Consider the following 21,226-nt stretch of genomic DNA (forward strand, 5'->3'; position numbering starts at 1 on the left):
TGTTGCGCGCAGCTGCACCTATTTCAGCGGTCGGCGAGAGCGAGGTCCCGCAGCGGTGAGGTCACTGCCCGCCCGGCCGACGCATCGAGCACGCCAGGCCGGTCCCAATCGCCCTCGGGACGGATGATCACATAGGGATCGCTGTCGAGCGTGATGGCGTCCGGGCCCGGCTCGACCTCCAGCAGCATCTCCGTGTAGGAGAAATCCGAGAAGGTGATCTTGCGGTTGTGACCGAGCGGCTTGGCGCCGAAATGGGCCCAGAAATCGACCAGCCGGTCCTGCGCCTGGCCGTAGATCTTGCGAAAGCCCTTGCGCTTCACATAATCGACGCTGGCCTGCACCAGCTTGAAGGAGACGCGGGAGCGCCGATATTGGTGACGCACCGCAAGCCGCTCCACCTTGGCGAAATCGCCGAAGAAGCGCACCCGCAGGCAGCCCGCAGGCTCGTTGCCGACGAAGCCGATGAAATGCGCGGCGACCATGTCGTTGCCGTCGAACTCCTCCTCGAACGGACAATCCTGCTCGGCGAGATAGACCGCCGAGCGGATGGCGGTCACCAGCATGAGATCGCTTGGGTCGCGCGCGAGGCGGATGGTGATGGCGCGGGAACAGGGCGTGGCGACAGGAATCCTAGTACCGTGCATCTGCAAAGCTCCTTGATTGGATGATCGCACCCGGCATGCGCAGCGGCCGTCGATGCCAGGGCCGCTCGTAGCACCAAAGGTCGGGTTGAAAGCTCGGAACAGGTGCAAAGCCTGTCGCCTTCATGATGTCGCGTCCAGCCACCGTTGACGGCTGCGCATAGCAGTCCGCACTGCGAAACCTTATCTGCCGCAGATGCGCCGCGGCCTTGCCGAGACCGGCGATGCCGCGGCCCGTCGCCGCGATCGCCCAGATGTAGATGGCGGCGACGTCGTCGTCCGCCGATGCGAGATAGCGCGTCTCGGGCGCAGTGAGGCAAATCTCGTCGAGCAGCAGCGCGTCGTGTCCGCGATCATTGAGGAACAGGAACGCCATGCCGCCGACGAGCTTGCCTTTGCGGCTGAATGTCAGGATGCTCTGGGGATCGAAAAGGTAATATTTGGCAAGCTCCGCCGTCCCGATCTGCACGCCCGGCACCAGCCGGTGCGCCATCTCCGAAAGCGCCCCAATTTCGGAAAATTGCGCACAGCGGACGTCGATGTCCGAGCTCAGAGGCAGGGCATCGAAATCGTGTCTTGCGGCAAACGAGCCCCTTTCCATACTCATATCACGCCTCTATCGTTCAAGGCTTTCATGCCCCGCTATGACGACGAGCTTAGCGGTTGGGGATCAGGAGTATGCAGCAGTTATTGCACCGGGGTGCTGCGATGATGCAGCACCGTGAAGAAGCCCTGGGCACGTCCTGGGATGATTTGAAGCTGTTTTTAGCGTGCGCAAAATATAAAAGTTTTCGGAATGCCGCCGAAGAGCTCGGCCTCACCTCCACAACGCTGATGCGCCGCGTCGACCGGCTCGAGGAGAGCATCGGCTGCAAGCTGTTCCTGCGCGACCAGAGCGGGCTTACGCTCAGCGATGAAGGCAACGCGATGATCGCCGACGTCACGCATATGGAGCGTCACGCCTTCAACGTCTTCCGCCGCGCCGCCCGGACATCGAACGACACCTCGGGCACCGTGCGCGTCGCCGTGACGGAAGGCCCCGGCAATTTCTGGATCCTGCCGCGGCTGATCGATTTCCAGAAGACCTACCGCAAGATCACCGTCGATCTGCGCTGCGCAATGGAGCAGGCCGACGTCGCGCGGCTCGAATCCGACATCGCAATCCAGCTCGAGCCGCCGACCAATCCGGATCTGATCGTCGCCAAGCTCGGCCGTCTCCACATCTATCCCTTCGTCTCCAAGGAATATGAAAGCCTCTACGGCGTGCCGGCAACGCTCGCCGAATTGAACAACCACCGCATCATCAAGCAGAGCGCGCCGCAGGTCGACGACGGCGCCTATGCCCGCGTGCTCGGGCTGAAGTCGCTCGAGGGCATCGTCGGGATCAAGACCAATTCGTCGGTGGGCGTGCTCTATGCGGTGGAGCGCGGCGCCGGCATCGGCTTCCTGCCGACGGTGTCGACTGCGCTCGGCGCGCCGCTCGTTGCCGTCGACCTCGGCGTCAGCCACCACGCCGATCTCTGGCTCACCTATCACAAGGAGTTTCGCACCTCCGAGCGCCACAAGATCGTGGTCGACTGGCTGAAGAAGATTTTCGATCCCAGGACCTATCCCTGCTTCCGCGACGAGTTCATCCATCCGAACGCGCTGGTGCCGATGATGACGGCGGCGCGCGAGGGCTTTGGCTTGACCGGATATGTGGCGACGGCGCCGACCTGAACGCAGGCGAGCGTCAGCTCACCATTTGTATTCGAAGCCGATTGTGCCCTGGTGCGAGGTGAGCTCGTTGCGGAACTTGCCGTCGTAATTGACGTAGAGCCGAGCCACGTTGGTCAGGCTGAGCGAAGCCGAGGCACCGGCATCCGCGCCGTAACGGCTCTCGCCGATGCCGGGAACGATGATGTTCTGGGCGCCCAGGCTGACCTGGATGGATCCCAGGTCCTGGTGGAAATTGTCGACGAACTTGCCGTAGGCCGAGAGGTCCAGGATCTTCTGGTCGATAATGAAGTAGCGGCCGATCTCCGCCCCGATCATGATGCGCGCGCGCGAGAGCGCCGTCGCGCCGACGTTGAGCGGGTCGAGCCCGCCGGACTCACTGAACGCGGCGCTGGTGGCGCGCACATATTCCAGCGCGCCCTTCGGCACGATGCGCATCTGGTCCTTGGTCCAGTAATAGCTGATCTCGGTCAGCGCGCCGTCGACGGCGGCGCGATAGCCCGCGGTCGCAAGGCCAAGGCCGGTGTCGCGGCTGGAATGGACCTTGCCGAAGCCGTGCACCACCGCAAAGGCCCAGGTCCACGGGCCCTTGTCGACCGAGCCGCTGAAGCCGAGCTGGGTCAGTTCGAGCGTTGCGGATTGCAGTGCCAGCGGCACGTCGATGTCGGTGTGGCTGTGGTCGACCGAGAATCCGATGTTGACGCCGGGTGCGAGCCGCGCGCCGAAACCGGCGACGCCGCCAAAGGTCTTGCGCTTGTCGCCGACGAAATCGCCTTGCGCATCGGTCCGGACCGAGAGGCCGTAGCCCTCGAACCAGGTGCGGTAGCGGGGATCTTCCGTGCCCGCCGAGGCACCGCCGCCGCCCGGATTGGTGCGGAACGCCCGGTTGACGCCGCCGGATGCCTGGTTGCCGAGCCGTTCCAGGAAGCCCGAGCCGAGATTGAGCGCGCTGTTGCCGGCTGACTGATCCTGATTGGTCGAGGTCGGCGACGGAATCGGCGTCGGCGACGGCGTGGGCGTCGGGGTGGGTGTCGGCGTCGGGCTTTGCGCAAAGCTCGGGCTCACCGCCGCCATGGTCACGACCAGCGCAAACGCCATCGCAAGCGCAGCGGCGATCCGGCGGACGCGGTCCAGCCCGATCGTCTGCCGTGTCCCGGAGAGCTGCGCGGCGCAGCGCATGACCATGAATCCCGTAGCGAAGTGGCGGCGCGCAAAAATGCAACACGGTCTGCGGCGCTAGCGGCGATTTGTGCCGAACTGCCACGAGGGGTCAACCGGTCGGCGCATGACGGCCAAGGCTATTGCACTGATTGTGGTTCTGCTGCCACAGGTCGCAAATTGCGCTTGAAGGCAGCTGGCCTGGTCTTGAAATCCTCGCGCGGCTTGCTAGGCGACGATTTTCATGTTGCAATATCGGTCACAATCGGAATTGGCCGCGTGGCTGTGCGTTTCGCGACATTGCGCCTCAAGACTCGAACAGACTTCCGGAAGACCGTTTGTGGCGTGGTACGCGAAAAGCGGCCGCGTCTTTTTTATATCTAGTGGAGGAGACGAGCGATGCCGCAAAAGGGCACCGTCAAATGGTTCAACCCGACCAAGGGCTATGGGTTCATCAAGCCGAACGGCGGCGACAAGGACGTGTTCGTCCACATCTCCGCGGTCGAGCGTGCCGGACTCTCCACCCTCAACGAGAACCAGGTGGTTGAATTCGACCTCGTGGAGAACCGCGGCAAGTCGTCCGCGGAAAACCTCAAGGTTTCCTGATGTCTCTCGCGGCAAGCGAGCGATCATGACGTTGCCCCCGGCTCTGCCGGGGGATCTTGTTTGGGGCTCGCCCGTTGCGCGTAGGTTCATGGTTCGGCTCGCACGCGCCACATATTCCGTCATTGCGAGCGAAGCGAAGCAATCCAGAATCTTTCCGCGGAGCGATTCTGGATTGCTTCGTCGCAAGAGCTCCTCGCAATGACGGGACGGGGCGGCTCTTCAGCACACCACCGGCGCAACCAAGAAATTCTCCGACGCCGCGCTTCCCGCCGTCTTGCAGACATCGCCCTCGATCCGGACCTTGCCGGTCGCGAGCAGCCGCAGCGCCTCGGGATAGATGCGGTGCTCGACTTCGAGGATGCGTTCGGACAGCGTTTCCGCAGTGTCGTGGTCGCTGACGGGAACCGCGCCCTGCATCACGATCGGGCCGGCATCGGTCTCGGGGATGACGAAGTGCACCGTCGCGCCGGACAGCTTGACGCCCGCGCGCAGGGCCTGGCCGTGCGGGTCGAGGCCGGGGAACGACGGCAGCAGCGAGGGATGGATGTTGAGCATCCGCCCGTACCAGGCCTTGGTGAACTCGGCCGTGAACAGGCGCATGAAGCCGCCCAGACAAATCAGCTCGATGCCGTGCTTGTCGAGCGCCGCCTGCAGCGCCTTCTCGAAGCCGGCGCGGTCCTTGCCGAACGGCTTGCTCTCGATCACCTCCGTGGTCACGCCGCCCGCCCGGGCACGTTCGAGGCCGAGCGCATCGGCCTTGTTGGAGATGACGAGCGATATCTCCGCCGGAAAATCGGCGGCAGCGGCTGCCCTGATCAAGGCGGCCATGTTGGAGCCGCGCCCGGAAATCAGGATGGCGACGCGGCGCTTCATCACAGCGCCATGTCGAGATGGCCGTTATAGACGACGCGGTGCTCGCCCTCGGCCGGAATCACGGTGCCGAGCTGCGCCACGGTCTCGCCGGCGTCGGTGAAGACCTCGATCACCTTGTCGACCTTGTCGGGCTCGACGATCGCGATCATGCCGATGCCGCAATTGAAGGTGCGCAGCATTTCCAGCTCGGCGATGCCGGCCTGCGCGGCCAGCCATTTGAACACCGGCAGCACCGGCAGGCGTGCCAGATCGATGCCGACGCCGAGGTGCTTGGGCAGCACGCGCGGGATGTTGTCGGTGAAGCCGCCGCCGGTGATGTGGGCGAGCCCCTTCACCGCGCCGGTCTCCCGGATCGCGCGCAGGCAGGATTTGACGTACAGCCTGGTCGGCGTCAGCAGCGCGCCGCCGAGCGTCATCACCGGCGCGAACGGCGCCTGCGCCTCGAAGCTGAGGCCCGACTGCTCGACGATCTTGCGGACCAGCGAGAAGCCGTTGGAATGCACGCCGGACGAAGCGAGACCGATCACGGCATCGCCCGCGGCGATGTCCTTTCGCGGCAACAACGTACCGCGCTCGGCGGCGCCGACGGCAAAGCCGCCGAGGTCGTAGTCGCCGTCCTTGTAGAGGCCGGGCATCTCGGCGGTTTCCCCGCCGATCAGCGCGCAGCCGGATTCGCGGCATCCTTCTGCAACGCCTGCGACGATCGCCGCAGTGGCCTCGGGGTCGAGCTTGCCGCAGGCGAAATAGTCCAGGAAAAACAGCGGCTCGGCGCCCTGCACCACGAGGTCGTTGACGCTCATGGCGACGAGGTCGATGCCGATGCCGCCATGCAGCCCGGTCTCGATCGCGATCTTGACCTTGGTGCCGACACCGTCGGTCGCGGCCACGAGGACCGGATCCTTGAAGCCGGCCGCCTTGAGGTCGAACAGGCCGCCGAAGCCGCCGATCTCGGCATCGGCGCCCGGCCGTGCGGTGGCGCGCACCATCGGCTTGATCAGGTCGACCAGGCGGTTGCCCGCGTCGATATCGACGCCTGAATCGGCGTAAGTGAGGCCGTTTTTGCGGTCGGTCATGCCCGATTTCCAGTGGGTTTGCGGCTGGTTACGTCGAATTCCGGGGACGCGCAATGGCTCGCATGGCGCTCCCCGCTATACTATGTAGACATATCAACCGGTTCAGCCTGCAACGGGCCGGATTTGAGGTCAGAACCGGTGCCGGGAAGCGCTGCGTGAGTATTCCAAACATCATTACCCTGGGCCGCATCATGCTGGTCCCGATCATCGTCTGGGCCATCGTATCGAGCCAAATGGAGGTCGCGTTCGCCGTCTTCCTCATCGCCGGCATCAGCGATGCCGTGGACGGGTTCTTGGCCAAGCGCTTCAACATGACGAGCGAGCTGGGCGCCCTGCTCGATCCGCTCGCCGACAAGGCGCTGCTGGTCTCGATCTACATGGCGCTCGGCATCTGGGGCGCGATCCCGCGCTGGATCGTGATCCTGGTGGTCTCGCGCGACATCATGATCGTCGCCGCCGTGATCGTGTCCTGGCTGTTCGACCGGCCGGTCGAGATGAAGCCGTCGAAAGTGTCCAAGCTCAACACGGTCGCGCAAGTGGCGTTCGCAGCCCTGGTGCTGGCGGCGCTTGCCTTCGGCTTCAAGCCCGCGCCCTATGATATCATCCTGATGAGTCTCGTCACGGTCCTCACGCTCTCCTCCGTGTCGCTCTATCTCGTCGAGTGGCTGCGGCACATGAGCACGATCGAGGCCAAATGAAAGTGGAAGCGGCCTCGTAAAGGCCATCTCCGCTCGATCGAATCGAATTCTCTTCGAACCGGCCGGCGCGCCGGCATGGAGCAAAGCAAGCGTGGCAGGCCGCGTTCATCCCCGACAATTGGCGTTTGCACTTCCGCATGCGGAGAGCCTCAGCCGGGACAACTTCCTCGAAGGCCCCGCCAACGCGGCCGGTCTCGGCCTGATCGACAGCTGGCCGGAATGGCCGAACCGGATCATGTGGCTGGCGGGCCCGGAGGGCAGCGGCAAGAGCCATCTCGCCGCGATCTGGGCCGAGGACGCTGGCGCCCGTTCGACCACCGCCAATGCGCTGACCGCGGCGGCCGTGCCCGGCGCGCTCGCCACCGGCGCGCTGGTGGTCGAGGATCTCAAGGCTGGGGACTTCGACGAGCGCGCCCTGTTTCACCTGATGAATCTCGCCCGCGAGGACGGCGCCTACGTCCTCTTCACCGGGCGCGAGGCACCGGCCGCGCTTCAGATCGAGCTGCGCGACCTGCGCTCGCGCCTGCGCGCCGTTCCGGTGGTCACGCTGCTGCCGCCCGACGACCAGCTGTTCCGCGGCCTCATCGTCAAGTTCTGCGCCGACCGCCAGCTCAATGTGGACGAGAGCGTGGTCGGCTATCTCGCCACCCGCCTGGAACGGTCCTCGGCCGCCGCCCGCCGTGCCATCGAGCTGCTCGACAGCGAAGCCCTGCGGCTCGGCCGTCCCGTCACCCGGGCGCTGGCCGCCGAGCTGCTCCGGGACGCCTGACCGGCTCGCAGGCCTCCCTGAAGCCGGCTTGACGCGGGGCGGCGGCGGAACATCAATGTCATCGAAACGTCATCGCTCTAACACATGCTCCCGCCGATTTTGCGCTTAAGTCGCAATTGGGTGAACTGGATGGACCGACTTCTAATGGACTCTGCGCAAGCTCTTGAAACCAAAGAGAAAGCCCCAGAAACCGAGGGCCTCCCGGCAATCGCGTCCAGCCCCGAGCGGTTCATCAACCGCGAGCTGTCCTGGCTGCATTTCAACCGCCGCGTCCTGGAGGAATCGGTCAACCCCAGCCACCCCGTGCTGGAGCGGGTGCGATTCCTGTCGATTTCCGCGAATAACCTCGACGAGTTCTTCATGGTCCGCGTTGCCGGCATCAAGGCCCAGGTGCGCGAGGGCATTGCCGAACGCAGCCCCGACGGCCTGACGCCGTCCGAGCAGCTCGCGCTGATCAACCGCACCGTCTCCCAGCTCGCCTCCGACCAGCAGGCGATCTGGCGCGACCTGCGCGGCACGCTGGCCGATGTCGGCATCGTGCTGGTTGACGGCAAGGACGTCACCAAGGCGGAACGGACCTGGATCGAGGACTACTTCCTCAACAACGTGTTCCCGCTGCTGACGCCGCTGGCGATCGATCCGGCCCACCCCTTCCCGTTCATTCCGAGCCTCGGCTTCACCATCGCGCTGCACCTCACGCGCGCCGCCGACGGCAAGCAGATGAACGCGCTGATCCGCATGCCCGGCAAGATCGACCGCTTCATCCGCCTGCCGGCGGAGGGCACGGTGCGCCTGATCTCGCTGGAACAGGCCACTGCCCTGTTCATCAACCGCCTGTTCCCCGGCTACAATCTGCACGGCCATGGCGCCTTCCGGATCATTCGCGACTCCGAGCTCGAAATCGAGGAAGAGGCCGAAGACCTCGTCCGCCTGTTCGAGACCGCGCTGAAGCGCCGCCGCCGCGGATCGGTGATCCGGCTCGAGATCGACGCCAAGATGCCGGAGGAGCTGCGCAGCTTCGTGCAGCACGCGCTCTCGGCCGCCGACGACGAGGTGTTCCTGGTCGACGGCGTGCAGGCGATGAACGAGCTCTCGCAGCTGACCCGGCTCGACCGGCCCGACCTCGAATTCACCCCTTACGTGCCGCGCCATCCCGAACGCGTGCGCGAGCATGGCGGCGACATCTTTGCCGCGATCCGGCAGAAGGACCTGATCGTCCATCATCCCTACGAGTCGTTCGACGTCGTCGTGCAGTTCCTGCAGCAGGCCACGCGCGACCCTGATGTCGTCGCGATCAAGCAGACCCTCTACCGCACCTCCAACAACTCACCGATCGTGCGCGCGCTCGCCGAAGCGGCCGAAGCCGGCAAATCCGTCACTGCACTGATCGAGCTGAAAGCGCGGTTCGACGAGGAAGCCAACATCCGCTGGGCGCGCGATCTCGAACGCGCCGGCGTGCAGGTCGTCTACGGCTTCCTCGAACTGAAGACGCACGCAAAGCTCTCGATGGTGGTGCGCCGCGAGGGCGGCAGCCTGACGACCTACGTCCACACCGGCACCGGCAACTATCACCCGGTCACCGCGCGCATCTACACCGACCTTTCCTACTTCACCTCGGACCCGACCATCGGCCGCGATGCCGCGCGCGTGTTCAATTTCATCACCGGCTATGCCGCGCCGAGCGATCTGGAAAAGATGGCCGTGTCGCCGCTGACCTTGCGCAAGCGCATCATCGAGCACATCCAGGGCGAGACCGCGCATGCGCGGCACGGCCGTCCGGGCGCGGTCTGGATGAAGATGAATGCGCTGGTCGACCCCGACATCATCGATGCGCTCTACGAGGCGTCCCAGGCCGGCGTCCAGGTCGAGCTCGTGGTGCGCGGCATCTGCTGCCTCAGGCCCGGCATTCCCGGCCTGTCGGAGAACATCCGCGTCAAGTCGATCATCGGCCGCTTCCTGGAACATGGCCGAATCTACTGCTTCGGCATGGGCCAGGGCCTGCCGAGCGCGAAAGCGGCTGTGTATATCTCCTCTGCCGACATGATGCCGCGAAACCTCGACCGCCGCGTCGAGGTGCTGTGTCCGCTGCAAAATCCGACGGTGCATCAGCAGGTTCTCGAACAGATCATGGTCGCGAACCTGAAGGACAATGAGCAGAGCTGGCAGTTGTTGCCGGATGGGTCTTCAACGCGTATGAAGACCGCGAAGGGCGAGGAGCCTTTCAACGTCCACAACTACTTCATGACGAATCCGAGTCTGTCTGGCCGTGGAAAGTCGCTCAAGGAATCCTCGCCGCGTCGTCTCACGCGCCGGAACGAACGCCATCAATCCTGATCGGGGATTTGCGACGTGAAGCGGCCGCGCAAGCGCGGCTCGAGCGTCGCGGTTATCGACATCGGCTCCAACTCGGTCCGCCTCGTCGTCTACGAGGCGCTGGCGCGCAGCCTCATCCCGATCTTCAACGAGAAGACGCTGTGCGGCCTCGGACGCGAGGTGCAGAGCACGGGCCTGCTTGCGCCCGACGCCGTCGACAAGGCGCTGACCTCGCTGAAACGGTTTCGCGCGCTGTGCCGGGTGATGCAGGTCGGACGCGTGTTCGCGATCGCGACCGCGGCGTGCCGCGACGCCTCCAACGGTCCCGATTTCATCGCCAAGGCCGAGCGCATCTGCGCGGTGAAGATCGAGATCTTGTCGGGCCCGCGGGAGGCGCGGCTCTCGGCGCTCGGCGTGATCTCCGGCATCCACCTCCCCGACGGCATCGTCGGCGACCTCGGCGGCGGCTCGCTCGAGCTGATCGACGTGCGCAGGAACGCGGTGCGCAGCGGCGTGACGTTGCCGCTCGGCGGTCTCGCGCTCCAGGATCTCGCGCACAAATCGCTCAAGCGTGCCGATCGCATCGTGCGCGAGGAGATCGACGAGGTGCCGCAGCTGACTGCAGGCCGCGGCCGCACCTTCTACGCCGTCGGCGGCACCTGGCGCGCGCTCGCGCGCATCCACATCATCCAGAGCGGCTATCCGCTCCAGGTGATGCACGGCTATTCCATCCCGGCTGCTGAAGCGCTCGACTTCTCGCGCCGCCTGCGGCGCCTCGCCGCCGCCAACATGCTTGCCGACATCGAGATCGTCGCCGATGCGCGGCGCCCTCTCCTCACCTATGCGGCGCTGGTGCTCGAGCACATCATCCGAGTCGCAAAACCCAAGACGATCGTGTTCTCGACCTTCGGCGTGCGCGAGGGTCTGCTGCACGAGAAGCTGTCGGAGACCGAACGGACCAAGGACGGGCTGATCTGCGCGGCCGAGGAGCTGAACCAGCTGCTGTCGCGTTCAGCCAAACACGCGCGGGAGCTGATCGCCTGGACCGACCGCCTGGTGCGCGTCGTCAAGCTGCGCGAGACGGAAGAGGACCGTCGCCTCCGCCACACCGCTTGCCTGCTCTCCGACATCGGCTGGCGCGTGCATCCCGATCATCGCGGCGAACAGACGCTCAGCCTCGTCGTCAACGGCAATTTCGGCGCGATCACCCACACCGAACGCGCCTTCGTCGGCCTGTCGGTGTTCTATCGCTATGCCGGCCTCAGCGAGGAGAACCAGCCGCCGGCCACCATGCAGGAGCTGCTGACGCCGGCGCAACTCGAACGCGCGCGCCTCCTGGGCGCTGCATTCCGCGTCGCGCATCTGATCTCGGCTGCACGTCCCGGCGTGCTGCCCGCCACGCATTTCCGCAGCCAGGGCCGCAAATTGATGCTGGTGTTCGAGCACCGGCTCGGCGACCTCGTCGCCGATCGCGTCGGCAGCCGCTTCCGTCAGCTCGCCCGCCTGATCGGCCGCTCGGGATCGATCGTGCGGCGCTGACAATGGCGGCGAGTGCTCGCCTCTCCCTGCGGGAGAGCTGAACAGCAATCCTCGGAAAACTCTATTCCGCCGAAGCCTTGGCGTGCTGCTCGGAGGATGCCAGCGCGACGGCGGTCAGCCTGCGCCGGCGCCAGATGGTGCCGACCACCAGCACGACGAGGACGCCGAGTGCGGCGCAGAGAAATTCGGGGCCGGCCCCGCCATGGCCGAATTGCGGCGGGATGCGGAATACCCCCAGCATGGCGTCGAGCGAGGCGCCGAACGGGCCCTCGAACAGCGCGTGCAGTCGCGGCGCGACGCCGGGATCGGTCGCGATCACCTCGCCCGAGATCCAGCCGAGCAATGCCGCGCCAGCCCAGACCAGGACCGGCAGCTTTTCCAGCAGCGCCATGATCAGCGCCGCGCCGGCCACGATCAGCGGCACGCTGATGGCAAGGCCGAGGATCAGCAGAGGCACGCTGCCATTGGCCGCGGCGGCGACCGCAATGACGTTGTCGAGACTCATGACGATGTCGGCGACCACGACGATCTGGATCGCCTGCCACAGATGCGCGGCAGCGTCGACGTCGTCATCGTCATCGTGTTCCGGCACCAGGAGCTTGGCCGCGATCACGATCAGCGCAAGGCCGCCGACCAGCTTGAGATACGGCAACTCCATCAGTGTGGCGACGATACCGGTGAAGATGATCCGCAGCATCACCGCTGCGCCGGCACCGAAGATCATGCCCCACAGCCGATGCCGCGGCGAGAGGCCGCGGCACGCGAGCGCGATCACCAGCGCATTGTCGCCGGAGAGCAGGATGTTGATCCAGATGATCTTGCCGACCGCGATCCAGAAGGTCGGCGCAGCCATCTCGTTGCGGAACTGGGTGAAGAATGCCCCGATCGTAGCGGGATCGAAGATCTGCCAGAGCCAGTCCACAATGAGTCCTTTCGCCCGTTGTTTCTAACCTGCCGGCTGGATCAGCCGACGATCTCGTTGCCCGAGAAGAACTGCGCGATCTCGATCGCGGCGGTCTCCGGCGCATCCGAACCGTGCACCGAGTTCTCGCCGATCGACTTGGCGTAGAGCTTGCGCACGGTGCCCTCGGCGGCCTTGGACGGATCGGTCGCGCCCATCACCTCGCGGTACTTGGCGATCGCGCCTTCGCCTTCCAGGACCTGAACCACGACCGGGCCGGAGGTCATGAACGCCACGAGCTCGCCGAAGAAGGGGCGCGCCTTGTGGACGGCGTAGAAGGTCTCGGCCTGCTCCTTGGTCATGCGGATGCGCTTCTGCGCCACGATGCGCAGGCCTGCCTTCTCGATCACGGCATTGACCGCGCCGGTCAGGTTACGCTCGGTCGCGTCGGGCTTGATGATCGAGAACGTGCGTTCGATGGCCATAATATTGTCCTTGGGGAAGAAGGCGGGTGGTTGTCGAGTTGCGGGGCTTATATCGGCGCCTTTGCCGGACGGCAAGCGACCGCCGAAACGGCCTCACAGGCGCTTCGCCGCAGGCGGCCGGCGTCCGATTTCGGCTTGGATGACAACAATTTCACCCAGATGAACCCAATCTGAAACCGCCGTGAGGGTCCGGTTCAGCTTCGCCAGCGTAAGGTGGCTCCATCGAAACCGAAGCCTGATCGTCAGGCGGACCGTTTCGGAGGCCTTTCCATCGACGCGGATTCCCCCGCGCCGGGCAGTTTTGAGGAGATCACCATGTTGAGGAAACTTTCGCTTGCCGCTGTCGCCGCGGTTGCGCTCGGTGCCGCGCTGGCGCCGACCTCGGCCTCCGCTCATTGGCATGGCGGCGGCCCGGGCTGGCATGGCGGTGGCGGCTGGCACGGCGGCTACCGCTGGGGCGGTCCGCGCTACTATGCTCCCGTCTCCTACGGTTATGGGGGCTGCTATGTGCGCCGGCTGGTCCCGACCCCCTGGGGACCCCGCTGGCGGCTGATCAACCGCTGCTACTGAACCCGTCAGCACCTTTCGAAGGGTACCTAAGCCCCCCAAGGTACCTGCCAAGAGAAGCCCCGGCGCCCCCCTCGCCGGGGCTTTGCCTTGAGCGGACAAGGCGCAGCTCATACAATTTTTACGAGAATGTCCGGCATTCCCTGCAGCCGGCGAAACCATTTCGCCGGCAATGACTTGGTACCGTGTCTTTACTTCGAGAACACGGAACCTTGCGATGGCTGGGCCTTTTGCCAGTGACAGCGAACAGATCGACCGGCGCACCAGCCGCTCGATTTGCGATGCCGTGGGCGAACGGCTGCAGCAGAGCCTCCGGCCCGAGCCGCGCCTGCCGACCCATCTCGAGCAGCTCCTGAACGAGCTGCGGCGGCGTGAACGCGAGACGCACTGACGGAAAAACGGGTTGCGTTCGACGCGCCTTGCGGTGACAAGGCCGCATGCTCGCCATCAACGACCTCTCCATCCGCCTCGCCGGACGCCTTTTGATCGACCAGAGTTCCGTGCAGATCACGCCCGGATCGCGCGTCGGCCTGGTCGGACGCAACGGCACCGGCAAGTCGACGTTGTTCAAGGTGATCCGCGGCGAACTTGCGGCCGAGCACGGCTCGGTGACCCTGCCGCCGCGCTGGCGCATCGGCAGCTTGGCGCAGGAAGCGCCGAACGGCCCCGAAAGCCTGATCTCGGTCGTGCTCAAGGCCGACCTCGAACGCGACGCGCTGCTCACCGAGGCCGAGCACGCGACCGATCCGCACCGCATCGCCGAGATCCAGACCCGCCTCGTCGACATCGACGCCCACTCGGCGCCGAGCCGCGCGGCCGCGATTCTCTCCGGCCTCGGCTTCTCCGCCGCCGATCAGCTCCGCCCCTGTGCCGAATTCTCCGGCGGCTGGCGCATGCGCGTCGCGCTCGCCGCAACGCTGTTCGCGGCGCCTGACCTTCTGCTGCTCGACGAGCCCACCAACTATCTCGACCTCGAAGGCACGCTGTGGCTGGAGGATCACCTCGCGCATTATCCGCGCACGGTGATCGTGATCAGCCACGACCGCGACCTCCTGGAAAGCTCGGTCGACCAGATCCTGCATCTGGAGCGCGGCAAGCTCACGCTCTACAAGGGGTCTTATTCCTCGTTCGAGGAGCAGCGCGCCGCGCGCGAGCTGCTCGATGCCAAGGCGGTCAAGCGCCAGGAGGCCGAGCGCGCCCGCCTGCAGGCCTTTGTCGACCGCTTCAAGGCCAAGGCATCGAAAGCCCGGCAGGCACAGTCTCGCGTGAAAATGCTGGAGCGGCTGAAGCCGATCACGGCGCTGGTCACCGAGGACGTGCGGGAGATCAGCTTCCCGGCGCCGGAGAAGATCTTGTCGCCGCCGATCATTGCCGTCGACAACGCCTCGGTCGGCTACGACCCGGCGAGCCCGGTGCTGGGCCGCGTCACCTTGCGCATCGACAATGACGACCGCATCGCGCTGCTGGGCGCCAACGGCAACGGCAAGTCGACGCTGGTGAAACTGCTCGCCGGACGTCTTGCGCCGTTCTCGGGCAAGGTGACGCGCGCCGACAAGCTGTCGATCGCCTATTTCGCGCAGCATCAGCTCGATGAGCTCAATGAAGACGCTTCCGCCTACGACCACGTCCGCAAGCTGATGGGTGATGCGCCCGAGGCCAAGGTGCGCGCCCGCGCCGGCGCGATCGGCTTCTCCGGCAAGGCCGCCGACACCAAGGCTGGCAAATTGTCAGGCGGCGAGAAGGCGCGCCTCCTCCTGGGCCTTGCGACCTTCTTTGGCCCCAACATGATCATCCTGGACGAGCCGACCAACCATCTCGACATCGACAGCCGCGGGGCGCTTGCGGAAGCGATCAACGAGTTTCCCGGCGCGGTGATCATGGTCTCGCACGACCGCTATCTGATCGAGGCCTGCGCCGATCGGCTCTGGATCGTCGCCGATCGCACCGTCACCAATTACGACGGCGACCTCGACGAATATCGCCGCCTGGTGCTGTCGACGCGCAACGCCGAAGCCCCGCGCGAGCGCAGCGCGCCGCCTGAGAAGCCGCTGCGTCCAAGAGTGGACAATCGCGGCTCGCTGAAGAAGCGCATCGCCGAAGCCGAGGCCGAGATCGCGCGCGTCAGCGAGATCATCGCCAAGATCGACACGGCGCTGGCCCTGCCCGACATCTTCACGCGTGATCCCAAGCAGGCCGCGCAGCTGTCGAAGGCGCGCGCGAACGCGGCCGACGCGCTGGCGCGCGCCGAGGAGCAATGGCTGGAGGCGAGCGCGCAATTCGACGAGGCGGCGGGTTAGCGCCTCCACCGCGCGCCAACCAAACGTGCAAAACAACCCCATGCACAGTACCGGCATTATGGCACCGGCGAACTAGCCTTTGAACAAGCTGCTTTTTACCCGCTCGGCCCGGCAAGCCTCGCGGGTCGCAAAAGCTCAATCGGCGTATTGCCCGGCCGCCTTGATGATCGGGGCCCAGCGGTCGATCTCACTCGTCAGCATCGCACCTAACGCCTCCGGCGTCGCCTTGTCCTGCGGCACCGGCTCGGTGTTGATGTCGTTGAACCGGGCGATCAGCGCGGGATCCTTAAGCGCGGTCTGCAGCGCCGCGGTCAGCTTCTGAACGATCGCCGGCGGCGTGCCCTTGGGCGCATAGATGCCGTGCCAGACACCAAGCTCGAAACCCTTGAGGCCGGCCTCGTCGGCGGTCGGCAGATCCGGCAGGCTCTTCAGCCGTTCCTTGGTGGTGATCGCGTAGGCCTTGACCTGCTTGGCCGTGATCGGCCCCGTGGTGTTGGTCGCCTGATCGCAGGTGAGATCGATCTGCTTGCCGAGCAGATCGTTCATGATCGGGCCGTTACCCTTGTAAGGCACCGTGGTGAGCTGCTTCTGGATCGCGGTCATGAACAGCATGCCGCAGAGATGCGAGGCCGCACCCAAGCCGGCATTGGCATAGGTCAGCTTGTCGCCCTGCTGCTGGGCGTAGGCGACCAGGTCCTTGAGCGTATCGGCCGGGAAGTCGGGGCGCGCGATGATGGTCATCGGCGCGTTGGTGACGAGCCCGATCGGCGCAAAGGCCGTCTTGGTGTCGTAGCTGAGATTGCGGTAGAGCGTCGCGGCGGTCGAGATGCCGACGTGATGGATCAGCAGCGTGTAGCCGTCCGGCTGGGCGCGCGCGGCCCGGGTCGTGCCGATGGTGCCGCCGGCGCCGGTCGCGTTCTCGACGATGACCTGCTGTCCCAGGGATTTCGCCATGCCCGCCGCGGTCAGCCGGGCGATGGTGTCGGTCGGCCCGCCCGCGGCGAATGGCACCAGCATGGTGATGGGCCTGGTCGGATAGTCCTGGGCGAATGCCGCACTGAGCGGCAGAAGCAGCGCCGATACGAGGGCAATGTACCGCATAGTTTCCTCCGGATTGTTGTTTGCGCCATCAAAGCGCATTCAGGCGCGCGCGGCCATAGCGACGTCAGCAGGAACATTGCAGCGGTCGAGGGCACACCGATGCCGATCACATCGCATTTCGGTGTGACCGCGCGTGACCTTGGCGCTTGCCCAGCGCTACGTCTGCGCCTCGGCTTCGCTCTCGAGCTTCGCCCGTAGTGCCGCGACGACGCGATGAACCGTTTGCAGATCCTTGACCGACAGCCCTTCGGAAAGGCTGTTGACCCACGGCATCTGCAGGGCCATGGCGGCATCGAAAGCACGGCGCCCCTTGTCGGTCAGGACGACGAGCTGCGCTCGGCGGTGGTGCGGATTGGCCTCGAAAGCAACGAGGCCTTCCGCATGGAGGTCGTTGACGATCCGCTGCACGTTTTGACGATTGCCGCCCAGATCGCGGGCGAGCCAGGCCACCGGCTGGGGCCGCTCCGCCTGCACGATGGCGCCGAGAATCTGCCAGCGGGCGCTGGTGAGCCCGAGCCGGGCCACCAAGCGGTCGCCAGCGGTCAAAAGCAGGCTGTTCAGCCGGAACAAGTCAAGCATGAGGTCGGTCAGGGCATCGCCGGCCGGCGTTCGTTGGAATTTTCGCATCCGTCACCATAGACAGTTATTGACATCATGATGTCAAATTACTAGATTATCCATAGTACCACATTGACATCATAAAACCATCTCGACGGAGTTCGTCATGGCGCGCCTACGCCCACTGGATCCTGACTGTCCCATCGAGCGCCAGCTCGGCATCGACACCGGCCCCGTGGTGCTGGTGAATCTGTTCACGCTCGACAAGGCCGATGAACAAAGCTTTCTCCAAATCTGGCAAGACGATGCCGCCTTCATGAAGCGGCAGCCGGGCTTCATCTCCACCCAGCTTCACCGAGCAATTGGCGAAAGCCCCACGTATCTGAACTATGCGGTTTGGCAGACGACCGCCGACTTCCGGGCTGCGTTCACGCACCCCGAGTTCAGGTCGAAGATCTCGGCCTACCCCGCATCCGCCGTCGCCTCCCCGCACCTGTTCGAGAAGGTCGCGGTGCCCGGCATTTGCGTCGCGTAGCCCGCTTCGAGAACGGCAGACCCGATGACCAGGATCATCCACCCAATCGCGGGAGCGGTCGCACTGACGACCATTGCGACCTTCTGGCTTTCCACGGCTCTCACCGAGCTATTTGCGTCACACCAGACCATCGCCATGGTGAAGACCGCCATACCGTGGGGCTTCCTGTTGCTCATTCCGATGCTCGCGGCGACGGGAGGTTCGGGATTCGTCTTGGCACAGCAGCGGCGCGCCGGCCTGATCGGTGCGAAGATCAAGCGCATGCCGTTCATCGCCGGCAACGGCATCCTGGTTCTGATTCCCGCCGCGTTGTTTCTTGCCTCCAAGGCGAAGGCCGCGGAGTTCGACACCACGTTCTACGCGGTGCAGACTCTCGAATTGTTTGCCGGCGCGATGAACATCGCCCTTCTCGGCCTCAACATGCGCGACGGCTTCAAGATGAAGGGCCGTTTCCGCGCTCGCCAGCCCGATCGCTTCAACACCAAGCCGATCCTCTGAGCGCGCCGCCAAGCCGGCTTTGCATCGGGTCCGCCCCGCTCACCTCCTGGATCGGAGACTCTTCCGTTTCACTGCGGCGCAGGCGATCCCCGACTACGCGTGCTTCTTCTTCGGCTTGGCCGCCCTCGGCATCGGCTGCGGGTCCGGATTGCCTTCGATCGAGGACAGACGTCCAGCGGTGAACGTGTAGACGCCCGCGCGCGGACCAGTCGTCCACGTGACCACGGCGACGCGGCGGCCGGCGGCATCGTTGGAGAGATTGATGCTCGAGGGCGCGCCGATGCCGCGCACCACGTCGCATTCGGTGTGGCCGAGCGCGACCGTGCCGCCCATCGGCGCGGTCGTCGAGGCATTGGCATCGGCGGGTCCGGGCGGCGGCGCCATGCCGGGACAGGCGCCGTCGGCGCTGACGAGATCCTCAGCTCCGACCGGCTTGTCCGGGGTCAGCGGCGGCGATTCGATCGAGATGTTCTTGATGAAGAGACGGCCGGGCTTCTGGAACCATTCGGCGTCCTTCGACAGCAGGTCGGTGCCGCCCGAGCAGCCCGCGACCAGCGGTGCTACGGCAACGAGCGCAATCATGAGCGAGCCGGGAAGCTTTTGATGTCGCACGATAAACTAATTCCCCGCGTGAAGGACCAGCCCTAAGCGTTTGTCCCAACATCCCTTTGCGGCACGAAGGTGGCCGAAGCCAGCATCGCCCGAAAAGTGCAAATTATCATTAATTGCGGCTAATTGCGTTTCTGCCACCGGCCCCGGTCGTCGGCCTGCCAATAGGTGACATCAAATCCCCGCGCCTTGCAATCCGTCCAGGCCGTGCGAGCGAGCGCAAGCGCGTCGGGATCGTCGCCGTTGAACAGCAGGACCATGCGCTCGTAGCCCTGTGCGTCCTCCGGCAGCGCGGCGTTGTCGACCAGGAAGCGGACATTGGCCCCATTGGGATTGCCGCCCTCGATCGCCAGCACGATCGGCTGGTCGGCAACATCGTTCACCCGCCATGTCGCGTGCGGCAGGAATGCATCGTCGCGATAGGTCCACAAATGCGAGTCGAGCGCGTCGGCGCGCTCCTCCGAGGTCGACTGCACCACGACGCGCCAGCCGCGCTCGAGCGACTTCTCGAGCAACGGCGGCAACACATTCTCCACCGTCATGTTTTGCAGATGGTAGAACAGCACTTCAGTCATGTCGGATCATTTGCGCTCGTAATGGTCGGCGACCAGGCGGTCGAGCAGGCGGACGCCGTAGCCGCTTCCCCAGCTCTGGTTGATGTCGGTCTTCGGAGCGCCCATCGCGGTGCCGGCGATGTCGAGATGGGCCCAGGGCACACCGTCGACGAAGCGCTGCAGAAATTGCGCGGCGGTTATCGAGCCGCCATGGCGGCCGCCGGTGTTCTTCATGTCGGCAAACTGGGAATCGATCAGCTTGTCGTATTCGGGGCCGAGCGGCATGCGCCAGACCTTCTCCCCGCTCTCGATGCCGGCCGTGAGCAGCCGGTCGGCCAGTTCGTCGTTGTTGGAGAACATGCCGGCATGCTCGGTGCCGAGCGCCACCATGATCGCGCCGGTGAGCGTCGCCAGATCCACCATGAATTTAGGCTTCACCTTCTTGGCGACGTACCAGAGCACGTCGGCGAGCACGAGGCGGCCCTCCGCATCGGTGTTGATGATCTCGATGGTCTGGCCGGACATCGAGGTGACGATGTCGCCCGGCCGCTGCGCGTTGCCGTCGGGCATGTTCTCGACCAGGCCGATGGCGCCGACCGCGTTGACCTTCGCCTTGCGCGCCGCGAGCGCATGCATCAGGCCGACGACGCAGGCCGCCCCGCCCATGTCGCCCTTCATGTCCTCCATGCTGCCGGCCGGCTTGATCGAGATGCCGCCGGTGTCGAAGCAGACGCCCTTGCCGACGAAGGCGACCGGGGCCTCGCCCTTCTTGGCTCCGTCCCAGCGCATGACCACGGTGCGGCTCGGCCGCGCCGAGCCCTGGCCGACGCCGAGCAGCGCGCCCATGCCGAGCTTCTGCATCGCCTTGACGTCGAGCACCTCGACCTTGACCCCGAGCTTGCGCAGCTGACCGGCTCTGCGGGCGAATTCCTCCGGGAAAAGCACGTTCGGCGGCTCGTTGACGAGGTCGCGAGCGATGATCACGCCGTCGACGACGTGGCCGGCCGCAGCGAACGCCTTTTTCGCCGCACCGGCATCGCCGACCGCAAGCGAAACGTCGGCGCGCGCGCCGCCCTCCTCGCCGTCCTTCTTCCTGGTCTTGTAGCGATCGAACTTGTAGGCGCGTAAGCGCAGGCCCGAGGCGATCGCAACCGCCTGCTCGCTCGTCATGGCGCCACCCGGCAGTTCCGCGAGGACGGTCATGGCGCTGGTGCCGACGGGCAGCTTGCTGGCGGCCACCCCGCCGAACTTGAGGAAATCATTCGCCTTGAGGCCGGTCGCCTTGCCGGCGCCGATCACGATCAGCCGGGTCGCCTTCACCCCCTCCGGTGCCAGAATGTCCAACGCGGCCCCGCTTTTGCCCTTGAAGGCGGCCGCGGCCGCCGCGCGCTTCACGATGTCGGCAGCGCCACCCAGCGCCTTGGCCGTCGCCGGGCCGAGCTTCAGGCCGTCGTCGCAAAACACGACCAGGATGCCACGGGGGGCGGCAGACAACGGGACAAAGCCGACCTTGATGGCATCGGACATGGATAACTCCTCCAAAACATGGGGTTTTTCGTCGTTCGGGGGTCCGAGCACAAGCCGGAGCTGAACGGCGATTCACTGAGGCTTCCCCCACTATGGGCCAGCGGCCAGCCCGATGCCAAGCGCCGCCGTGGCCGCGGGGCCACAACGCCCGAAATATTAACCATATAATGAGGGTGCCACGGGGCAGCCATTTTGTTGACGGATCAAA

23 protein-coding genes are annotated in these 21,226 nt (G+C 65.4%); 11 read left to right on the forward strand and 12 right to left on the reverse strand.

The annotated features are described in order from the left end of the window. Positions 1–23: 23 nt before the first annotated feature. Both ACNJYA_RS21465 and ACNJYA_RS21470 read right to left on the reverse strand, forming a co-directional pair. On the reverse strand, positions 24–644 hold the full coding sequence (locus ACNJYA_RS21465) for a GNAT family N-acetyltransferase (RefSeq protein WP_172786488.1): 621 nt from the start codon (positions 642–644) through the stop codon (positions 24–26). Beyond that, complete coding sequence (locus tag ACNJYA_RS21470) at positions 631–1,248, reverse strand: hypothetical protein (protein WP_439400693.1); 618 nt, start codon at positions 1,246–1,248, stop codon at positions 631–633. The genes ACNJYA_RS21465 and ACNJYA_RS21470 overlap by 14 nt, the downstream gene beginning before the upstream one ends. A 71-nt stretch (positions 1,249–1,319) precedes the next feature. Between ACNJYA_RS21470 and ACNJYA_RS21475 the strand changes: the two genes are divergently transcribed. Then, a complete protein-coding gene (locus ACNJYA_RS21475) occupies positions 1,320–2,360 on the forward strand; it encodes a LysR family transcriptional regulator (RefSeq protein ID WP_212257564.1) in 1,041 nt (346 codons plus the stop codon). Positions 2,361–2,378: 18 nt separating this feature from the next. Here the strand turns inward: ACNJYA_RS21475 and ACNJYA_RS21480 are convergent, their stop codons facing one another. Continuing rightward, positions 2,379–3,536, reverse strand: coding sequence for an autotransporter outer membrane beta-barrel domain-containing protein (locus tag ACNJYA_RS21480; protein WP_439400694.1), 1,158 nt, complete (start codon positions 3,534–3,536; stop codon positions 2,379–2,381). A 378-nt stretch (positions 3,537–3,914) separates the two neighbouring features. Between ACNJYA_RS21480 and ACNJYA_RS21485 the strand changes: the two genes are divergently transcribed. Beyond that, a complete protein-coding gene (locus ACNJYA_RS21485; protein ID WP_024338088.1) occupies positions 3,915–4,121 on the forward strand; it encodes a cold-shock protein in 207 nt (68 codons plus the stop codon). Between the two features lie 219 nt (positions 4,122–4,340). Here ACNJYA_RS21485 and purN read toward each other — a convergent pair whose 3' ends face one another. Both purN and purM read right to left on the reverse strand, forming a co-directional pair. Continuing rightward, entirely contained in the window at positions 4,341–4,994 is a 654-nt protein-coding gene (gene purN / locus ACNJYA_RS21490) for a phosphoribosylglycinamide formyltransferase (protein WP_439400695.1), read from the reverse strand. Further along, positions 4,994–6,067: a phosphoribosylformylglycinamidine cyclo-ligase gene (gene purM / locus ACNJYA_RS21495; RefSeq protein ID WP_439400696.1), complete on the reverse strand. Its 1,074-nt coding sequence runs from the start codon at positions 6,065–6,067 to the stop codon at positions 4,994–4,996. The genes purN and purM overlap by 1 nt, the downstream gene beginning before the upstream one ends. A 155-nt stretch (positions 6,068–6,222) precedes the next feature. Between purM and ACNJYA_RS21500 the strand changes: the two genes are divergently transcribed. The 4 genes from ACNJYA_RS21500 (at position 6,223) to ppx (ending at position 11,386) form a co-directional block, all read left to right on the forward strand. Then, positions 6,223–6,765 (forward strand): CDP-alcohol phosphatidyltransferase family protein, encoded by a 543-nt coding sequence (locus tag ACNJYA_RS21500; RefSeq protein ID WP_439400697.1) that lies wholly within the window; start codon positions 6,223–6,225, stop codon positions 6,763–6,765. Between the two features lie 91 nt (positions 6,766–6,856). Further along, entirely contained in the window at positions 6,857–7,534 is a 678-nt protein-coding gene (locus tag ACNJYA_RS21505; protein ID WP_439400698.1) for a chromosomal replication initiator DnaA, read from the forward strand. 144 nt (positions 7,535–7,678) lie between these two features. Then, positions 7,679–9,868, forward strand: coding sequence for an RNA degradosome polyphosphate kinase (locus ACNJYA_RS21510; RefSeq protein ID WP_172786517.1), 2,190 nt, complete (start codon positions 7,679–7,681; stop codon positions 9,866–9,868). A gap of 15 nt (positions 9,869–9,883) precedes the next feature. Continuing rightward, positions 9,884–11,386: an exopolyphosphatase gene (ppx, locus tag ACNJYA_RS21515; protein WP_439400699.1), complete on the forward strand. Its 1,503-nt coding sequence runs from the start codon at positions 9,884–9,886 to the stop codon at positions 11,384–11,386. A 61-nt stretch (positions 11,387–11,447) separates the two neighbouring features. On the opposite strand, the gene ACNJYA_RS21520 is transcribed toward ppx, so the two are convergent. Together ACNJYA_RS21520 and ndk are read right to left on the reverse strand one after the other, a co-directional pair. Next, positions 11,448–12,308: a TerC family protein gene (locus ACNJYA_RS21520; RefSeq protein ID WP_172786479.1), complete on the reverse strand. Its 861-nt coding sequence runs from the start codon at positions 12,306–12,308 to the stop codon at positions 11,448–11,450. Positions 12,309–12,349: 41 nt separating this feature from the next. After that, positions 12,350–12,772, reverse strand: coding sequence for a nucleoside-diphosphate kinase (gene ndk, locus ACNJYA_RS21525; protein WP_025035862.1), 423 nt, complete (start codon positions 12,770–12,772; stop codon positions 12,350–12,352). A gap of 315 nt (positions 12,773–13,087) precedes the next feature. Here ndk and ACNJYA_RS21530 point away from each other — a divergent pair, with 315 nt between their 5' ends. The 3 genes from ACNJYA_RS21530 to ACNJYA_RS21540 all read left to right on the forward strand — a co-directional run bounded on the left by ACNJYA_RS21530 (position 13,088) and on the right by ACNJYA_RS21540 (position 15,636). After that, positions 13,088–13,342 carry a sulfur globule protein precursor gene (locus ACNJYA_RS21530; RefSeq protein WP_172786478.1) on the forward strand — a complete coding sequence of 85 codons (255 nt, stop codon included), beginning with the start codon at positions 13,088–13,090 and terminating at the stop codon, positions 13,340–13,342. 214 nt (positions 13,343–13,556) lie between these two features. Next, a complete protein-coding gene (locus ACNJYA_RS21535) occupies positions 13,557–13,730 on the forward strand; it encodes a hypothetical protein (protein WP_172786477.1) in 174 nt (57 codons plus the stop codon). Positions 13,731–13,776: 46 nt separating this feature from the next. Further along, positions 13,777–15,636, forward strand: coding sequence for an ABC-F family ATP-binding cassette domain-containing protein (locus tag ACNJYA_RS21540; RefSeq protein WP_439363250.1), 1,860 nt, complete (start codon positions 13,777–13,779; stop codon positions 15,634–15,636). Between the two features lie 135 nt (positions 15,637–15,771). Here the strand turns inward: ACNJYA_RS21540 and ACNJYA_RS21545 are convergent, their stop codons facing one another. Further along, on the reverse strand, positions 15,772–16,737 hold the full coding sequence (locus tag ACNJYA_RS21545; RefSeq protein ID WP_439363251.1) for a tripartite tricarboxylate transporter substrate-binding protein: 966 nt from the start codon (positions 16,735–16,737) through the stop codon (positions 15,772–15,774). Positions 16,738–16,893: 156 nt separating this feature from the next. Beyond that, entirely contained in the window at positions 16,894–17,364 is a 471-nt protein-coding gene (locus tag ACNJYA_RS21550) for a MarR family winged helix-turn-helix transcriptional regulator (protein ID WP_439363252.1), read from the reverse strand. A 97-nt stretch (positions 17,365–17,461) separates the two neighbouring features. Between ACNJYA_RS21550 and ACNJYA_RS21555 the strand changes: the two genes are divergently transcribed. Continuing rightward, positions 17,462–17,830 carry an antibiotic biosynthesis monooxygenase family protein gene (locus tag ACNJYA_RS21555; RefSeq protein ID WP_212257557.1) on the forward strand — a complete coding sequence of 123 codons (369 nt, stop codon included), beginning with the start codon at positions 17,462–17,464 and terminating at the stop codon, positions 17,828–17,830. A 24-nt stretch (positions 17,831–17,854) separates the two neighbouring features. Beyond that, on the forward strand, positions 17,855–18,328 hold the full coding sequence (locus ACNJYA_RS21560; protein WP_439363253.1) for a hypothetical protein: 474 nt from the start codon (positions 17,855–17,857) through the stop codon (positions 18,326–18,328). Between the two features lie 93 nt (positions 18,329–18,421). Here the strand turns inward: ACNJYA_RS21560 and ACNJYA_RS21565 are convergent, their stop codons facing one another. The 3 genes from ACNJYA_RS21565 to ACNJYA_RS21575 form a co-directional block, all read right to left on the reverse strand. Further along, positions 18,422–18,910, reverse strand: coding sequence for a hypothetical protein (locus ACNJYA_RS21565; RefSeq protein ID WP_212257555.1), 489 nt, complete (start codon positions 18,908–18,910; stop codon positions 18,422–18,424). Between the two features lie 149 nt (positions 18,911–19,059). Continuing rightward, on the reverse strand, positions 19,060–19,512 hold the full coding sequence (locus ACNJYA_RS21570; protein WP_439363254.1) for a DNA polymerase III subunit chi: 453 nt from the start codon (positions 19,510–19,512) through the stop codon (positions 19,060–19,062). Positions 19,513–19,518: 6 nt separating this feature from the next. After that, positions 19,519–21,018 (reverse strand): leucyl aminopeptidase, encoded by a 1,500-nt coding sequence (locus tag ACNJYA_RS21575; protein ID WP_439363255.1) that lies wholly within the window; start codon positions 21,016–21,018, stop codon positions 19,519–19,521. Positions 21,019–21,226: the final 208 nt, after the last annotated feature.

This window comes from Bradyrhizobium sp. BLXBL-01, from assembly GCF_051853025.1.
In the GTDB taxonomy this organism is placed as follows: domain Bacteria; phylum Pseudomonadota; class Alphaproteobacteria; order Rhizobiales; family Xanthobacteraceae; genus Bradyrhizobium.

Excerpts from the sequence above, each read along its gene's own strand:
- ACNJYA_RS21465 (WP_172786488.1), bottom strand. The coding sequence starts at position 644 with ATGCACGGTACTAGGATTCCTGTCGCCACGCCCTGTTCCCGCGCCATC.
- ACNJYA_RS21470 (WP_439400693.1), bottom strand. The coding sequence starts at position 1,248 with ATGAGTATGGAAAGGGGCTCGTTTGCCGCAAGACACGATTTCGATGCC.
- ACNJYA_RS21475 (WP_212257564.1), top strand. The coding sequence starts at position 1,320 with ATGCAGCAGTTATTGCACCGGGGTGCTGCGATGATGCAGCACCGTGAA.
- ACNJYA_RS21480 (WP_439400694.1), bottom strand. The coding sequence starts at position 3,536 with ATGCGCTGCGCCGCGCAGCTCTCCGGGACACGGCAGACGATCGGGCTG.
- ACNJYA_RS21485 (WP_024338088.1), top strand. The coding sequence starts at position 3,915 with ATGCCGCAAAAGGGCACCGTCAAATGGTTCAACCCGACCAAGGGCTAT.
- purN (WP_439400695.1), bottom strand. The coding sequence starts at position 4,994 with ATGAAGCGCCGCGTCGCCATCCTGATTTCCGGGCGCGGCTCCAACATG.
- purM (WP_439400696.1), bottom strand. The coding sequence starts at position 6,067 with ATGACCGACCGCAAAAACGGCCTCACTTACGCCGATTCAGGCGTCGAT.
- ACNJYA_RS21510 (WP_172786517.1), top strand. The coding sequence starts at position 7,679 with ATGGACTCTGCGCAAGCTCTTGAAACCAAAGAGAAAGCCCCAGAAACC.
- ndk (WP_025035862.1), bottom strand. The coding sequence starts at position 12,772 with ATGGCCATCGAACGCACGTTCTCGATCATCAAGCCCGACGCGACCGAG.
- ACNJYA_RS21530 (WP_172786478.1), top strand. The coding sequence starts at position 13,088 with ATGTTGAGGAAACTTTCGCTTGCCGCTGTCGCCGCGGTTGCGCTCGGT.
- ACNJYA_RS21535 (WP_172786477.1), top strand. The coding sequence starts at position 13,557 with ATGGCTGGGCCTTTTGCCAGTGACAGCGAACAGATCGACCGGCGCACC.
- ACNJYA_RS21540 (WP_439363250.1), top strand. The coding sequence starts at position 13,777 with ATGCTCGCCATCAACGACCTCTCCATCCGCCTCGCCGGACGCCTTTTG.
- ACNJYA_RS21545 (WP_439363251.1), bottom strand. The coding sequence starts at position 16,737 with ATGCGGTACATTGCCCTCGTATCGGCGCTGCTTCTGCCGCTCAGTGCG.
- ACNJYA_RS21550 (WP_439363252.1), bottom strand. The coding sequence starts at position 17,364 with ATGCGAAAATTCCAACGAACGCCGGCCGGCGATGCCCTGACCGACCTC.
- ACNJYA_RS21555 (WP_212257557.1), top strand. The coding sequence starts at position 17,462 with ATGGCGCGCCTACGCCCACTGGATCCTGACTGTCCCATCGAGCGCCAG.
- ACNJYA_RS21560 (WP_439363253.1), top strand. The coding sequence starts at position 17,855 with ATGACCAGGATCATCCACCCAATCGCGGGAGCGGTCGCACTGACGACC.
- ACNJYA_RS21565 (WP_212257555.1), bottom strand. The coding sequence starts at position 18,910 with ATGATTGCGCTCGTTGCCGTAGCACCGCTGGTCGCGGGCTGCTCGGGC.
- ACNJYA_RS21570 (WP_439363254.1), bottom strand. The coding sequence starts at position 19,512 with ATGACTGAAGTGCTGTTCTACCATCTGCAAAACATGACGGTGGAGAAT.
- ACNJYA_RS21575 (WP_439363255.1), bottom strand. The coding sequence starts at position 21,018 with ATGTCCGATGCCATCAAGGTCGGCTTTGTCCCGTTGTCTGCCGCCCCC.